6 protein-coding genes are annotated in these 16,101 nt (G+C 60.1%); 2 read left to right on the top strand and 4 right to left on the bottom strand.

Annotation, left to right across the window (positions count from 1 at the left end):
• Nucleotides 1-20 precede the first annotated feature (20 nt).
• On the top strand, nucleotides 21-443 hold the full coding sequence (locus tag ACIQU2_RS00275) for an MAPEG family protein (protein ID WP_403137562.1): 423 nt from the start codon (nucleotides 21-23) through the stop codon (nucleotides 441-443).
• A 341-nt stretch (nucleotides 444-784) separates the two neighbouring features.
• On the opposite strand, the gene ACIQU2_RS00270 is transcribed toward ACIQU2_RS00275, so the two are convergent.
• Both ACIQU2_RS00270 and ACIQU2_RS00265 read right to left on the bottom strand, forming a co-directional pair.
• A complete protein-coding gene (locus ACIQU2_RS00270; protein ID WP_403137560.1) occupies nucleotides 785-1,069 on the bottom strand; it encodes a LysE family transporter in 285 nt (94 codons plus the stop codon).
• A gap of 28 nt (nucleotides 1,070-1,097) precedes the next feature.
• A complete protein-coding gene (locus tag ACIQU2_RS00265; RefSeq protein WP_347803431.1) occupies nucleotides 1,098-2,189 on the bottom strand; it encodes a DUF3616 domain-containing protein in 1,092 nt (363 codons plus the stop codon).
• Nucleotides 2,190-2,527: 338 nt separating this feature from the next.
• Between ACIQU2_RS00265 and ACIQU2_RS00260 the strand changes: the two genes are divergently transcribed.
• Nucleotides 2,528-3,196, top strand: coding sequence for a polysaccharide lyase family 7 protein (locus ACIQU2_RS00260; RefSeq protein ID WP_347803432.1), 669 nt, complete (start codon nucleotides 2,528-2,530; stop codon nucleotides 3,194-3,196).
• A gap of 488 nt (nucleotides 3,197-3,684) precedes the next feature.
• Here the strand turns inward: ACIQU2_RS00260 and ACIQU2_RS00255 are convergent, their stop codons facing one another.
• Both ACIQU2_RS00255 and ACIQU2_RS00250 read right to left on the bottom strand, forming a co-directional pair.
• Nucleotides 3,685-4,380 (bottom strand): tRNA (adenine(22)-N(1))-methyltransferase, encoded by a 696-nt coding sequence (locus ACIQU2_RS00255; RefSeq protein ID WP_403137558.1) that lies wholly within the window; start codon nucleotides 4,378-4,380, stop codon nucleotides 3,685-3,687.
• A 741-nt stretch (nucleotides 4,381-5,121) separates the two neighbouring features.
• The gene (locus tag ACIQU2_RS00250) at nucleotides 5,122-15,999 is read right to left on the bottom strand and encodes a peroxidase family protein (RefSeq protein ID WP_403137556.1); all 10,878 of its coding nucleotides are present in this window, start codon (nucleotides 15,997-15,999) and stop codon (nucleotides 5,122-5,124) included.
• Nucleotides 16,000-16,101: the final 102 nt, after the last annotated feature.

Below are 16,101 nucleotides of genomic sequence, written 5' to 3'. Positions count from 1 at the left end.
ATTGATTGAGGATGGCAGCCATGACGATTTCGATGTGGATGCTGCTTGGATTTGCGACCTGGACTTTACTGTTGTTGATGGCAACCGTCGGGGTGTATCGATGGGTCAGAATCTTGTTCTCGAATGTTCCGATTGCTTCTTTCCGAAGCGATCAGCTCGAAGGCGAGGATTGGTATCGGCGCGGGACAAGAGCACACGCGAACTGTGTGGAAAATCTGCCTGTCTTTGGCGTCATCGTGTTCGTGATTTCAGCCCTTGGTGTCGACGGCCCTGCAGTGAGCTACTTGTCCATAATCGTCCTGATCGCTCGCGTGTGCCAGCCTCTGGTTCACGTATCCCATGTGCAAACCGATACGTTCGTGGCGGTTCGATTTACCTTCTTTTGCGTGCAGTTGGTCTGTTTTCTCGCACTCATTGTTATAGCCGCTTGTTACGGCGCATGAATACTCAAATAGAGGGATGAACTCAGGCCTGGTCCTGCAAATCAACATTTCGCTCGGACGCGCCCCTGGCGAGTCAGTGGTTAGATTCGATCCAGACTATCTACGACGCGATCGGCAGAAAACGGCCATTAGCGGTCACTGGTTGCGTCTTAAATCCGCCATCAGCAAACGTCCACCCAACCCGCACAACCCGTCATTACGCCTGCTGACGTTCTATTCAGACGCTTCATTGCCTTCGGTGACTGGATGGCCCGCTTGATTCGCGACGGGGTAACGAGGTAAGTCAATTGGACGGTGAGATCGATCCCGATGCCGAGCGCGGTAATGAAGATGACTTCTGGCTAGGACAGAGCCGTCAGATCAAATGCATGGGGCAACACCGCGCCGAAAAATACGACGGCTTTTGGATTACTCAGAGTCAGCACGGTTTCGGCGAGAAGGCCCGCGCCTGCTGAGCGCTTTGGAGGTGCCTGCATTTGTTCGGTGTTCTTTGACCATAAGTTCCAGGCGATGAACAGGATAAAGGCAACGCCGAGCCATTTCACCGCGATGAAGACCGACTCGAACTGCAGGGCCAGTGCGGCAAGTCCGAGGATGGCGACCAGCAGCCCAGGCAAACTGATCAACAGGCCGCGTTGACGTCGATGTGCGTGGCTAATCCAGGATGAACAGGTCCCCTTCCACATCCGTATCGCCGTGTTTACGACTCTGCGCCGCAGAGTCGTAGACGATCAGCAGAGCCTCCCCAGGCTGCTCGCCCGATTGGAACAGACACATGCCCTCAGCGTGATCGTTGCCTTGCCCGAAAGGCACCTCCAGCACCTTCTCCAATTGATCGGTGAAGACCACGCTTTCCTCGTCGGACGCGAAACCGCCGCGCCAGCGGAAGACCGTTACCGGACCGTCCTGCTCCATGGTGGGGCCCGCCAGGATCAGCAGATCGTCACCGCGGGTGCACAGGTCACGCAAGCCCAGGCCATTGAGCGCGAAAAAGTGCTTGCGGTAGCGGCGCCCATCCGGACCGATCTTCTTCAGCACCAGCGTGTCAGACGAGGCGTCGTTCAGCTCGGGTTCGATCTCCAGCAACACGGCCCAGCCGCGTAGAACCGGTCCACGCAGCCCCAGCAGAAGGCGCGAGCCGATCACCACCAACCCTTCGATATCGAAGCCGTTGTCCTTACCCGGGATACGCAGGAAGTCGCGTAGCTGAGGATCTTCAGCAATGGCCGCGGTCAGGTCGTTACCGACTTCGTTGCCCTGCAACTGCGCCGCCGTACGTCCATCGGCATCCACTTTCCTGGCGAGTACATAGCTGTCGTTCTGCTGCACCACAGGGATGCGGGCCAGCAGAAAGCGATTGCCGTCCGCCTCTACCGTCGACAGGCGCTTGATATTCTTCTGTGCAGAAGTGCCGGCCTCGGCCTTCTTGCGCTTCAGGCTATGGGAGCCCACCACCCAGAGGTAACCACTGTCATGGACATAGGCCAAGCCCTCGATATCGATCTCGGCGTCTTGTTTCGGTAGGGGCAGATCCAGATATTCCAGGAGTGGAAATGAATGGTGCTCGTCGCACCTTACGCCACCGCCGGGCGCAGCATCCTGGATTTTCAGGCGTTCCAGGCTCGTGGTTTCGTCGTTCGCCACCCAGAGTGTGTCGTCAATCTGCAGAGCGACCGAAAGGCCATCGCGCAACGACGCAAACGCCGGATCAAAGCTCAACAGCGCAAAATTGCTTCGGTCGCTCATGAGCGGTCTCCTGTCTTTATGGCGCGGCGCGCCGGTTATTCAGAACCAGATTCTGCGCGTGTTCTTCGTCCAGTGCATGCACTCGTCCTGGCCGACCGGTCCACCGCTGTTCGCTGCCGTTGCTAAGCCAACCCGCAATAGTTCCGTCAACTCCCAAAATAGCCGACTAACGGTTACCCCCGTGGGCACAAAGCCTGCAATAACTCCATCGACGAACATTTGACGTCAATCTACCGCCATACGAATTTCCTAATCAGCAGACCCAACTGACACAGCTCAATAGCGCGGGTTCGAGCGCAACTGTGGCTGTAACAGTCCCCGCATACAGGATTCTTGACATGATCGACCTCGCCACCTGGAATTTAAGCATCCCTGAAGGCAGCCCACCGGCCACCATAGAAACGCCTCGACTGGCGCAAGGGTTCAAGGGCCAGTATTTCAGTTCTGAAGCCGCTACCCTTTCCTTCTGGGCACCTGTGACCGGTTCCAGGACGGCCAACGCCATTTACCCGCGTAGCGAGTTGCGGGAAACCTATAGCGATGGAACGCTGCGCAACTGGCAGTATTCAGCGGCGGATAACACCTTGCGGGCGAATCTGGCCGTCAATCAGGTTCCGAGCACCGGCAAGATCGTGATTGGCCAGATTCACAACAAGGACAGCAACAGCCCCATGGTGAAGCTGGAATACCAGTACAAAACGTCGACTTCGACGGGAAACATTGTCGCCAAGGTGCGCATGCGTCCCGACGATGAAGAAGGCCAGGTGATTACCATTGCGACGGGTGTGCCGCTCAACAGCAATTTTTCCTACCAGATCCACCTCAGCCCGAAGGGCGCGCTGGGCATTAGCGCAGCAGGATACAACTGGAGAACCACCATCGACCCGAGCTGGAAGACCAAACCACTGTATTTCAAAGCGGGTGCGTATGTGCAGGACAACACCGGCTATCCCACCGAGGGCGGAAAAGTGACGTTCAGGATGCTGGAGATCCATCACAAAATTTAGTCGCTTCTTTAGGTCACTACCGTTGGCACGCCGATCCGAAGGGTGAAGACTTTAGTGGATTTCCTCGTCGATCGGCTACCAAGTGACTAGCTGTCAGTGAACTCAACCGCGCAGGCGGCAGATGCCCTCGAAGCTAACGGCCAAAAAGCTGGCTTGCTCAGCCTAATGTGTACTGCCTGAACTGCATCGACTCGAGTACAAACACACCTTGCGGTTCCCCGCTCGGTGATGGACTCGTTTTCTGGTGTTTCCGCACACCATACCGTTCTATCCGGTCGCCATCCCAATATTGCGACCTTGATGAACGCCCGGCCTGCTGGGTAGCAAATGACGCGGATAACAATTTCAAGCAGTACATCCAGCATCGAGTCCGATCGGATGCTCATTTACAAACAGTAAAGTCGAGCGCGACCCCGGCCGTTCCTCGCCTGTTTTCGGTTCGCCTGATTGCCGCTCGGCGACTTTTTCGTACAAACTCTGGACCGGGCTCAAGCCAGCAGCTCGGTGATCCACCGGGCCTGCCGGGCGATGTCTTGCACTTTCTCCTCGGGCACGGCCTGCCGCGCACGGGCGAAGTGGGTGAGGGTTTTCTGCTTCTCGCGCAGCATGCGCTGCCACTTGATCAGGAACGCCGGGCTGCGTGCCTGCATCTGCAGCGGGCCGAAGTAAAGCTCCTGGGCGGTGTACATCACCGGCCCGGCGCGCTCGGCGACGATGATTTCGTAGTCGAAGCCATTTTCCCGCAGCAGTTCCTCGCAGAGGATGCGGTAGCCATTTTCCATCAGCCATTGGCGCAGTGGCTGCTCGCCGCCGTTGGGCTGCAGAATCAGGCGCTCCTGGCCGCTCAGACGTGCCTTGTCGCTGTCGAGGATGTCGCGGATCGTCTCGCCGCCCATGCCGCAGATGCTGATCGCCGTGATCCCGTCTCCCGGCTCGATCGCCGCCAGACCATTGGCCAGGCGCACGGTGATCCGCTGGTCCAGGCCGTTCTCGCGCACGGTGCGTTCGGCCGAGCGGAACGGCGTCAATGCCACCTCTCCGGCCACCGCCGCCGCGATGGCGCCACGGCGCATCAACGCCACCGGCAGGTAGCCGTGATCCGAGCCGATATCGGCCAGGCGCGCATCTGCTGGCACATGCGCTGCCACGCGCTCCAGGCGCATGGACAATGTCTGTTCGTTCAACTGCAGTTCCTTTTTCAGTGTCCGCATCAGGTCGATATCAGCAGGTCGCGAAAGGCGCAAGCACGTACCTCAGCCATAAGCGGACAGAGCGCGCCAGAACCGTCCTCCAATACCAACCAAAGCTACCTGCAATATTGCCATACCCACGTCGAGAGAAATCCCCCATAAATGGGCTGTATAACCCGCATCCTGTTTCAACTTTTTTGATGGAGAACCAGCCACAGAATCAGGCTGCCCCGCCGGCGGGGAATTATAGGCTGTTTAGTTTTTTGGCATAGAGAATGCTGTGGGTTCACTAGCGCATGAATTGAGAGTTTGAAGCGCTGTTACCACGGGAAAAACAACTTTCCTGGGGCACTCCGTATACCTGCAACCGTTGCCTTGAAAAACACCTGCGCCGCAGATCAGGCGCGCATTGCTCGCCCTTCTGAGGAGTCACTTTCATGCGCGTCGAACCGCTAATCCTCACGCTGGTACTCATTCTTTTCATTTTTGCGATAGGGGCAGCCTGGAGTCTTATCAGCTTGTTCAGCAGTTAAGAGTCAGTGGGAAGCATTCATCACGTTTGGGTGACAGGTGGCGGGTGTGTCGAAAACCGATTAACAGAAACAGGGTGAGCAGGCCGAGGACGGTGGTTCACCCATTTTCAGCTCAACAAACAGCCAGTTTTGTAAAAAAAAGGGAGGGCATCCATGCCCTCCCCTCCCTTTTCACGCGTCTGCGACAGTACTGATCAGGACCTCAAGTGGCGAGAATGAAGTCTGAGGCAGTGACGGTTGTTGCATCGGCCACACCGACCAGGCGGATGGAGTCAGGTCCTGCGTAGCTGAGCAAGGTATCCGCACCGACATCGGTGATGATGACGCTGCCGGCAAAGGTCGCAGCAGTGACGCCGAACGCGGAAATATCGAGCCGGTCCTGGCCTCCCACCGCGTCGGCATCGAAGCCGATGATCTGATCGGTCCCGAAGCCCGCTGCGAACATGAAGATATCGTTGCCATTGCTGGCAACCATCATGTCGTTGCCGGCACCGCCAGTGACCGTATCGTTGCCAGTACCGCCATCGATAAAGTCATTGCCAGTGCCACCGTTCAGGGTATCCGTGCCAATGCCACCGAACAGTTGGTCGTTGCCGCCACCACCATTGAGGGTGTCATTACCCACCCCGCCGGTGATGACGTTGTTCAACCCGTTACCGTTGCCGACGAAGTTGCCGACTCCGGTGTAGGTCAGATTCTCGACATTAGCGCCCAGCGTGTAGCTGGCCAGCGAAGTCTGCGCGGTGTCCGTACCGCCACCCGCCACCTCGACCAGCACGTCTAAGGCTGCATCGACAACGTAGGTATCGTTGCCGGCTCCCCCCAGCATCCGGTCAGCACCTGCACCGCCATTGAGGAGGTCGTTACCCACCCCGCCGGTGATGATGTTGGCCTGCGCGTTTCCGGTACCGGTGAAGTTACCGGCGCCCGTATAGGTCAGGTTCTCGACGTTGGCACCGAGCTGGTAGCTCGTCAGGCTGGTTTGCACCAGATCGGTACCACCACCCAGCGCCTCAGTGACAAGGTCACCGACGTTGTCGACCACAAACGTGTCGTTGCCGGCACCGCCGGTCATGGCATCCGCGCCGAGCCCACCGTTGAGGGTGTCGTTGCCGTCCTCGCCATTGAGGACGTCGTTGTCGTCTCCGCCGTTGAGGATGTCGTTGCCAGTGCCGCCAAACAACTGGTCGATACCGGCCAGGCCATTCAGCGTATCGTTCCCGCCCAGGCCAAGCAGCACATCGTTTCCTAAGGTGCCGGTGAGGGTGTTCGCCAAATCGTTGCCCTGCAGCACCACGCCCAGTGCCGCAACCGCCACCGTCGCCGCCGAGGTCACCGACTCCAGCGTACCGAAGCCATCGGTGTAGCGCACGATCACTCGCAGTTGCAGATTGACCTGCGCCGCACCAGGGGTGAAGGTCGTTGCGGTGGCGCCGTTGATGTCGGTAAAGGACGCGCCGACACCTTGCTGCCACTGGAAGCTGAAGGTGCCCAGCCCATCCAGATCGGCAATCCCAGCCGTCAGCGCGGTCAGCACCTGCCCTTGATCCGGTGTCGTATCGCTGATCAGCAACGCGCCTGTCGGTGCATCGTTGACGTTAGCCACCGGCCCCAGGATGTTGGAGGAAACGCTTTCGGCCGCACCGAAGTCATCCACGTAACCGACCACCACGCGCACTGCCTGGCCGACCTGATCCTGGCCAAGCGCGAACGTGCTACCGGTAGCGCCGTCGATGTTGACAAAACCAAGCCCGTTGCTCGCCTGCCACTGGTAGGTGAACTGCGGATTGCTCAGGCCATCGACGTCGATGATGCTCGCCGGGTCAGCGGTCAACAGCTGGTTCTGCACGGCAAGCCCGGTTACGGTCGGCCCTTCAGTCGGTGCATCGTTGACGTTGTCCACCGGCCCCAGGATGTTGGATGAAACGCTTTCGGCCACACCGAAGTTATCCACGTAACCCATCACCACGCGCACTTCCTGGCCGACCTGAGCCTGGCCAAGCGCGAACGTGCTAGCGGTAGCGCCGGCGATGTTGACGAAGCCCAGCCCGTCGTTCGCCTGCCACTGGTAGGTGAACTGCGGATTGCTCAGACCATCGAGGTCAATGATGCTCGCCGGGGCAGCGGTCAACAGCTGGTTTTGCACGGTAAGCCCGGTTATGGTCGGCCCTTCGGTCGGTGTACTGTTCCCGGACGAGTCGACGATCTCCAGCGTACCCTTGGCATCCTGGTACACCGCCCGGACGCGGATGTTCAGACCCGCCACATCGTCCGTCACCCGGTAGGTGGTGCCGCTCGCCCGCGATGCCTCGCCAGCGGCGACGAAGGTGATGTCGTCATAGATGCCCGAGCCGGCAATGGTTTCAACCTGCCAGTAGTAAGCCACCCCACCGGTCACCGCGCCGGTCGGATTGGTCACGCTTTGGTTGTCCGCGTCGTGTACCGCCCGATCACTGACGCGCAACAACTGGCCGGCGACAGGCGTATCGTCACGCACACCGGTGGCAGCATCGAGGATTGCCAGATGACCCGATGGGTCGTTGTTTTGAGCGGTGCCCACTCCGGACGATTGCGCAACGTCAGCGAACTGCAGTCGCTCGATGCCCGTCAGGCGATCGACGCCATCACGCCCCGCCACCGAGTCGGTCACAATGACCGTGTCGCCATCGATCTCGACGCCGTATTCCCCCGCAGTACCGGAGAACAGAGCGGTGTCGAAGCTGTCGGTGCCGGTCAGAATCTCCCGCACGATGACCAACTGGCCCGGGTTGTAAGTACCGTTCAGCATAAACGGCACCAGTGGCTCCATGCTGTTGAACGTGGCGATTTCCGCGCCAGTGCCATCAGCGTTCGCCCGTACGCTGATGCGTACGTTCAACCACTTGTCACCGTCGATGATGTCGTCACCACCGCGACCTTCGATCAGGTCGCTGCCGCTACCGCCGAGGATGATGTTGCCGCCGTCGAAGAACGTCGCTCCGGCGGGCAGCAGATCAGCGAGGCCGTCGATCAGGTTGATGTTGGTCAGCACACTGCCGGTTGCACCCGCAGTGGGCAGCGAGGTGGCATCTTCGTTGTCACCGCGCAGGAAGTCACCGTGGGACGAACCCGACAGACCTTCCATGATGTCGAAACGCACCTGCGCCGAAGCACCCGAACCCGGTACCGACGGAACATTGAAAAAGCGGTCGGTGAAATCGATGGTCACGCCCTGTGCGAGCCCCTTGAAGGTTGCCCAGTCATAGCCTGAGCCGCCGATATAGCGGTCACCCAGGCCGAGACTGCCGACCATGATGTCGTCGCCGCCTTCGCCGTTGAACTTATCGTTCTCGTTACCGCCGATGAACACATCGTGGCCGATTATAGGGTCGTTGCCGAGCGGGTCGAAGTTGTCGCCAGGCGCACCGTCCGAAGTGCCCTTCTCGATCCAGTCGTCGCCTTCGTTACCCATGTCCTGTTCGTTGGCTTTGCTGCCCAGGATGAAGTCGTTGCCGTGGCCACCGATGGCCTCGGAAGCGTCTTCACCAGTCACGATGAAGTCATTACCGAACCCGCCAATGATCAGGTTGACGCCGTTGCCACCGTGCAGCACGTCGTTGCCGTCGCCACCCTGGATGTTATCGTCGCCGCCGCGGTCGCTGATGATGTCGTCGCCGGCACCACCGCGCAGTTGGTCGTTGCCGTCACCGCCTTCGATGCGATCGTTGCCGCCGTCGCCCCAGACCGTGTCATCGCCTTCACTGGCGATGAGGATGTCGGCATTGTTGGTGCCGCCCAGCACGATGTGCTCTTCACCTGTGTATTTGATGTAGTTGGCGTCCGGCCCCGCGGTCAGCGGGTTGTCGCGGAACACCACCTGCTCGCCGTTCTCGCCAAGCGGATCGGCGTTGCCCAGGCCATCGTTGTACTGCTTGCTCTGGTCCCTTTCCAGATAGAACCCAGGGTCCGAGAACACCAGGCCCGGCAAGTGCGTGGCCGAGGTGTTGGCCATGATCAGCTTGGCGAACGAGTTGCTTTCCAGTTCGGCGTTCATCGACAGGCCAGCGGTGCGCTCCAGGTAGTAGAAGCGGTCACCGTCCTGCAGTTTTTCCAGCTGGTTCTCGAACACGAAGTTGAACGTCGAGCCCAACATGCCGCCGAACGGAGTTTTCTCTTCGGCCAGGCCGCCGATCCACAGATCGATGGCATCGACCCCCGTGACAGTCACACCCTTCAGATCGTCGGCAGTACCCAGCAGCCCATCCTTGCCAGCCCGCGTCACGTTGGCCCAAGTGCCAGTGCCGTTGAGGAAGTCCAGACGGTCAGCCGGCGCACCCGTACCACCAAATACCAGCGCCAGGGCTGCAGCGCGTTTGCCTTCCAGCGTGGTCGCCGCCGTGATCGTGTCATGAGTGCCATAGGCCGCGATGAAGTTGATCAACGACTCTGGATGTTTGAGGTGCTGCACCAGGTCGACCCAGCTGGTGTACGGCTTGAGTTGGGTATCACCGGTTTGGCTGTAGATGTCGCGGCGGACCGCATTGAGCGAAGGAATCCCCACGTCGCGGCCACGGGCGATATTGATCGCCGGCAGGTCAAGCGGCAGGCCTAGCAGGTTACTGCGCAGCGCCTCGGTGACGAACTCGTCGATTTCGTTACCGGCTTGCCGAGTCATCCCACGCACGATCGCACTGGTCGCATCCTCGGGCGTTACCCCACTGGCGGCGTACGCCAACGGGTTGAGGAACGCCGCGATCAGGCCGAGTTGCTGATCAGGATCAGCACTGTTCGGATCGCCGACCACGTTGAAATCGACGTCGAAGCGATCGACGGTCTCGGTCAGCATCGAGTGGCCAAACCGGTACACGGTGTGGGCGAACTCGGCGACGATAGAGGCATCGAGGTCAACGTCATAGACCTGGGTCGGTGCGAAGAACAGGTCGACGTTAGGCTGGATGGTCCGGGCAAACTCCTCGAACACCAGGTGCTGATACTGCATCTCGGTGCCGAACTTGGCAGCCTGGAACAAGCGCTCGCCATTCCACACCAGCGCATCGATCTCCGTCTGGTTGGCGGGCAACACGCTCACCGGAGTCAGTAGCCACTCGTTGAGGAAGGCCAGGTCACCCGAATCGAGCACGGTGTCCTTGGTCTGCGCGACCAGCCGATTGTGCTCGGAGTGGAAGATCGCATGCACCGCGGTCAGGCCGATGTTCTCGTTGACCCGGCCGTCGCCAGCAATGTAATGCGCATCGAGCAACTCGTTGTCGTAGGCCAGGTTGGCCCCGGTGTGCGGATTGAACGGCACTGCGTTGCCAATATCGTAATCCGCGTCAGGCACGAGCACGCCACTGCTGAACACCGGCGCTGCATTGTGGGCAATGTCGGCGAGGAACTGGTGTCCGGTGCGCACCGCATTGGTCAGGCTAATGGGGGAAAGCGGATTGCCTTCGACCAGAACGTCATCAGCCGTGCCGCCCAGACCGTCAACCCCCTTCATCACGACCATCGGGAAGCCGTTCGGCCCCTTGATGAAATTGCCATAGGCGTCGGTCGCCAACAGCGGCGAGTTATCGACGTCGGCATCGGTAAGGTGGATACCCAGAATGTCGTTGGCCTGCGCCTTGACCACCTTCCAGGTCGCCATACCACCGATTTCGGTGTCGTCTGAAGTCCCAAACTTGCCATCCGCCCCCAGGTCACGGTTAGTGATCAGCCTGCCGGTCGCGATGGGGCCATTGTCGGTAAGCTCATAACTGCGCAGGAACACCTGGTGTGATGGGTGCGAGCTGTAGGTCTGGTTTTGGTCCACGAATGGCGACGTGGTGTTGGTGTGCTCATGGATGTCGTCGGCCGTGCCGAGAACGCCATCCGCCCCTGGCTGGTTGGTCGCACGGGTCAGCACCATGAAGTTAGTGTGGCCGCCGGGCACATACAGCGGATCATCCGGTTGCAGCGGAATGAAGATGGTGCCCGAACCGCCTTTGGTCAGCAGGTCCAGCCCATGATCGAAGAACTGCCCGAAGAAGGTCATCCAGGCGTTGAACGGCGCGGACAACCCCGCATCCGCCGTGGTGTTCTCGAACAGGTACACATCGTGGTCGTCGGCAGTACCGAACTGACCATCCATGCCGGGGCTGGCGACTATCCGTGTGCCATCCTTGAGCACGTCGTCGTTATCCTCCGCGCCGAAGTTGAGCACACCGTCCGCACCCGGGTCGTAAGCCGTGGCATAGGCCGCCGGGTTGTTCGACGTCTGGTCGACGATCAGATTACTGATGGTGCGCGGTTGCGAGTCAAACACGTAGCCGCTGGTCTGCTGATACGACGATCCCGGAATGGCCGGCGAGCCGGGGCCGAAGAAACCGGCAGGCGCACCTTCCGCGGGATTGAAGACCGGATCGGTCACGCGCGGAAAGACGTTATCGGCGGCGCCAAACTCGGTGTTGTTGATGCCGTTGTGGTTCATCAGGTTGTTGTTCGAGCCATCGACCGAACGCAGGCCCAACGGCGCGCGGATATTCGGGATCAGCGAAAGGATGTCCTGACCGGCCGCGTCAGCCTCGGCAATCTTGATCTGATCAAGGATGAAGTTGAGGTCGGAGCGGACCATGTGAAGGCCCTCGCCGCCCGCGGTAGCATTGACAACGGGTGTCTGGGCCGTCGGCACAACCGGCGCGCCGGGTTCCACCACGGCAGTCGGCTGCGAGAACAGCACTTCAGTCGTGCCATGACCATCCTGATAGATCGCCTTGACCCTCAGTGACAGCCCGGCCAGATCAGGCGAGACCTTGAAGGCGGTGCCGTCTGCGCTCTGGAATGCCAGGTCACCGGCAGGCAGCAGAATGATGTCTTCGAAAATGCCGGTGCCCGGGTCGGCTTCAAACTGCCAATAGTAGGACACCGAGGCGTTGTTGATAAAACCCTGCAGATTACCCACCGCGATGTTGTTGGCATCGCGCACCCCGGCCACGTTCACCGTCAGCGTGTCGCCCACTGTGATTGCGCCGCCGTTTGCATCCGTGACGGTTGGTCTGCCGACCGGTTGCGCATTCAGCCCCGGCACCAGCACTTGCTGGGTATCGGCGAACTGCAGGCGTTCGATATGCAACAGGGTATCGGTACCGTCGCGACCCACTTCGGTATCGGTCACCGTCCAGACATCGTCCGCCACATTGGCCGTGCCACGGGTGTCAAGCGTCACCACATACTCGGACTGAAGCCCGGAGAAAATGGCGGTGTCAAAGGCCGCCCCGCCCGTCGAGGTGCCGGGCAGGATTTCCCGCACGGCCTTGAGCTGACCCGGGTTGTACGTGCCATCGATCATGAACGGAATCATGTCGACCATGCTGTCGAAGCTGGCGATCTCGGGGCCGGTATGATTGACGTCACCGGCGTCATAGACCGCAATCCTGACGTTGAGCCATTTGTCGCCATCGATCAGATCATCACCACCTCGGCCCTCGATCAGGTCACTGCCATTGCCACCCAGGATGATGTTGCCCGTGGCAAAGCCGGTGGTCGGCAAACCGGCGTCGGCCAGAAACTGCTCCAGTCCACGGATCAGCGCCACATTGGTCAGCGCACTGCCCGTGGTGCCACCGTGGTCGACGATAGTGACCGCGTTAACATTATCGCCCTTGAGCACATCGCCGAATTGCGAACCAGACAAGCCTTCGACCTCGGCAAAACGGTCGAGGATCGAGGCCGGCGAGGCGCCGACCGGATTGAACGGCCCGTTGTTCTGGTTTGGTGCGTTGCCGTGTGGCTGCGCCAGCGCAGCCATGGTCAGGTCAACGGTCACGCCGACCCGGTCATTTTTGTGGGTTACCCAGTCGAAACCGGACATACCGTCCATATTGTCCTGGGCATCGCTGCCGACAAAGATGTCGTCCCCACCCTCGCCGATCATTTCGTCGAAGCCACCACCACCGACAAAGATGTCGTTGCCGATCGTATCGTCATTGAGCAACGGCGAGGCGTTATCGCCAGGCGCGCCGTCCTGGGTGCCTTTCTCGATCCAGTCATCGCCTTCGTTGCCGGTGGCTGGCAGGTTGGTCTTGGCACCGAGGATGAAATCGTCACCCTGACCGCCGAAGGTGATGCTGACGTCTTCGGTGGTGATGATGAAGTCCTGGCCATCGCCCCCCAGGATCAGGTTGCCTCCAGCCAGCATGCTGCCAGCCACGATCACATCGTTGCCGGCATTGCCTTCCAGACGGTTGTCGCCGAACGAGTCGGTAATGATGTCATCGCCCGCGCCGCCCAGTACCGCATCGTTCCCGGCGCCGCCTTCGAGGCGGTCGTTGCCGCCGTCGCCGTAAAGGGTGTCATCACCGTCACCGGAGATGATGATGTCATTACCGGCGGTACCGCCCAGGACGACATGGTCTTCACCGGTGTACTGCAGATAATTACTGTCCGCGCCAACAGTGTTGGGGTTGTCGCGGATCACCAGCGGCACGATTTCCACGCCGTTGATCATCAGGCCGCCCGTCGGATCGGCTTTGCCGTCCACGCCAAGGTTAGTGAACTGATTGGCCTGATTCACTTCGAGGGTGAACGTCGGCGTCAGGAACACGGTGTTCGACAGGTGGGTGACATCGGTATTGAGCATGATCAGCTTGGCCAAGGAGTTGTTTTCCAACTCGGTGCCGAAGTTCAGGCCCGCGACGCGCGACAGATAGTAGAAGCGGTCACCGTTCTGCAACGCCTCCATCTGGGTCTCAAACACGAAGTTGAACGACGAGCCGAGCATCCCGCCGAACGGCATCTTCTGCTCGGCGAGGCCACCGACCCAGAAGTCGATGTCGTCGACGCCCGTGATCGTTACACCCGTCAGGTCATCTGCGGTACCCAGTACCCCGTCCCTGCCGGCCTTCGTTACGTTGGCCCAGGCACCGCTGCCGTTGAGGAAGTCCAGGCGGTCAGCCGGCGAACCGGCACCACCGAACACCAGCGCCAGGGCAGCATCGCGTTTGCCTGCCAGCGTAGTCGCGGCCGTAATGGTGTCATGCGTGCCATAGGCCGCGATGAAGTTGACCAACGACTCGGGGTGTTTGAGGTTGTCCGCCCAGTCAGCCCAACTGATGTACGGCTTGAGTTGGCTGTCACCGGTTGATTGGTAGAACTCACGCCGCGCCTCATTCAACGTGGGGATGCCAGTGTCGCGACCACGCGCCAGGTTCAGGGCCGGCAAATCGAGCGGCAGACCGAGCAGATTGTTGCGCAACGCTTCGGTGACGAACTCATCGATCTCGTTGCCGAGCTGGCGGGTCACACCGCGAATGATCGCTCCTGCCGCTTCGTCCGCGGTAGCCCCGCTGCCGGCGAACGCCAACGGGTTGAGGAAGGCCGCGATCAGACCGAGTTGCGAGTCCGGGTTGTTCGGGTCAGTGAGGAGCGGATTGAACTCGGGGTCGAAGCGATCGACAGTCTCCGTCAACATCGAGTGACCAAAGCGGTACACCACGTGGGCGAACTCGGCGAGGATGGCCGGATTGATCGAGGTGTCATAGCCGTTGGGGGCAAGGAATTCGTCGATCTGCGGCTGAACGGTCCGCGCGAACTCCTCGAACACCAGGTGCTGGTACTGCATCTCGGTGCCGAACTTGGCGGCCTGGAACAGCCGTTCGCCGTCCCACACCAATGCTGCGATTTCGGCGAGTGTGGTCGGTATCGCGGCCACATCGTCCACCAGCCACTCATTGAGAAACGCCAGATCGCCGGCAGCAAGGATGGTGTCCTTGGATTGCTGGACCAGGCGGTTGTGCTCGGAGTGGAACACATGGTGCACGGCGGTCAGACCGATGTTCTCGTTCGCCCGGCCATCGCCGGCAATGTAGTGAGCGTCGAGCAGTTCGTTGTCGTAGGTCAGGTTTTTGCCGCCCGCGCCAACGGGCTGCGCATTGCCGATATCGGCGTCAGCATCCGCCTGCAGAACCCCGCCGACGGCTACCGGCGCGGCATTGTGGGCGATGTCGTCGAGGAAGCCATGCCCGGTGCTCACGGCGCTGGCCAGACTGATCGGAGCATCCCGGTTGCCTTCGACCAGTTGCGTGACGTCATCAGCCGTCCCGGCGATATTGTCAGCGCCGTTACTGATGCGCATCACCACCTGCGGCATGCCGCTCGAGCCCCGCATGAAGTTGCCATACGCATCGGTTGCCAGCAGCGGCACGCTGTGCACATCGGCGTCGGTCAGGTTGATGCCGAGAATGTCACGGGCCTGGGCCTTGACCACTGCCCAGGTCGCCATGCCGCCATTTTCGCCGTCGCCATCATCGGCCGTGCCGTACTTGCCATCGGCGCCGAGATCGCGGTTGGTAATCAAGCGTCCCGTTGCAACAGGGTCACCTGCCGCGTTGAGGACATACTCGCGCAGGAACACCTGATGCGAGGGATGCGAGCTGTAAGTTTGGCTTTGGTCCACGAACGGCGAGGTGGTGTTGGGCTGGCCATCATCGCTAGTGCCGAGAACTCCGTCCGCGCCGGCCGTACGCACAGCACGTGACAGCACCATGAAGTTGGTCGGACTGCCCGGCACGAACAACGGATCGTCTGGCTGCAGCGGAATAAACACAATGTCGGTACTGCTCTTGCTGAGCAGGTCGAGGCCGTGGTCGAAGAACTGGCCAAAGAAGGTCATCCACGAGTTGAAGCCGGCGGTCAGACCAACGTCCGGCGACTGGTTGGGGATGAAGAACACTTCCTTGTCGTCGGCCGTGCCAAACACACCATCGAAACCTGGGCTGATCACCGGGTCGGCACCGCCGTTCGCCGCAACCGCGGCCGGGTTGCTGGCGGTCTGATCATTGATCAGGTTACTGATAATCCGTGGCTGCGGGTCGATCACCGACCCGGTCCCGGCATAGGCCGCTCTATAAGAGGCATCCAGCAGGCGCAGGAAAGAATTGTCCGCGGCGCCAAATTCGGTTTGTCCGGCGACCAGGTTGTTGTAGCTGCCATCGACGGTGCGCAGGCCGAATGGCACCTGACTGTTGGGTAGCAAATCACTGAGGCTGGCGCCGTCGGCATGGGCTTCTGCGATAAAGATTTGTTTGAGGATGAATTCCAGGTCCGACTTGTTGAAATTGGCCATTTTGATTGCCCTCGATCTCTTTGGGGAAGGGCACGGGACGATAAGAATCCTCCCACGCCCAGTCCGGTGCTGGCTTGCGCAGTGTGTTGGTTCTTTTTTTTT

It is taken from the genome of Pseudomonas sp. NPDC098740 (assembly GCF_044760065.1).
GTDB classification, from domain to species: Bacteria; Pseudomonadota; Gammaproteobacteria; order Pseudomonadales; family Pseudomonadaceae; genus Aquipseudomonas; species Aquipseudomonas rossensis.
This window is presented reverse-complemented; position numbering and strand designations above follow the sequence as displayed.

Excerpts from the sequence above, each read along its gene's own strand:
- ACIQU2_RS00275 (WP_403137562.1), top strand. The coding sequence starts at position 21 with ATGACGATTTCGATGTGGATGCTGCTTGGATTTGCGACCTGGACTTTA.
- ACIQU2_RS00265 (WP_347803431.1), bottom strand. The coding sequence starts at position 2,189 with ATGAGCGACCGAAGCAATTTTGCGCTGTTGAGCTTTGATCCGGCGTTT.
- ACIQU2_RS00260 (WP_347803432.1), top strand. The coding sequence starts at position 2,528 with ATGATCGACCTCGCCACCTGGAATTTAAGCATCCCTGAAGGCAGCCCA.
- ACIQU2_RS00250 (WP_403137556.1), bottom strand. The coding sequence starts at position 15,999 with ATGGCCAATTTCAACAAGTCGGACCTGGAATTCATCCTCAAACAAATC.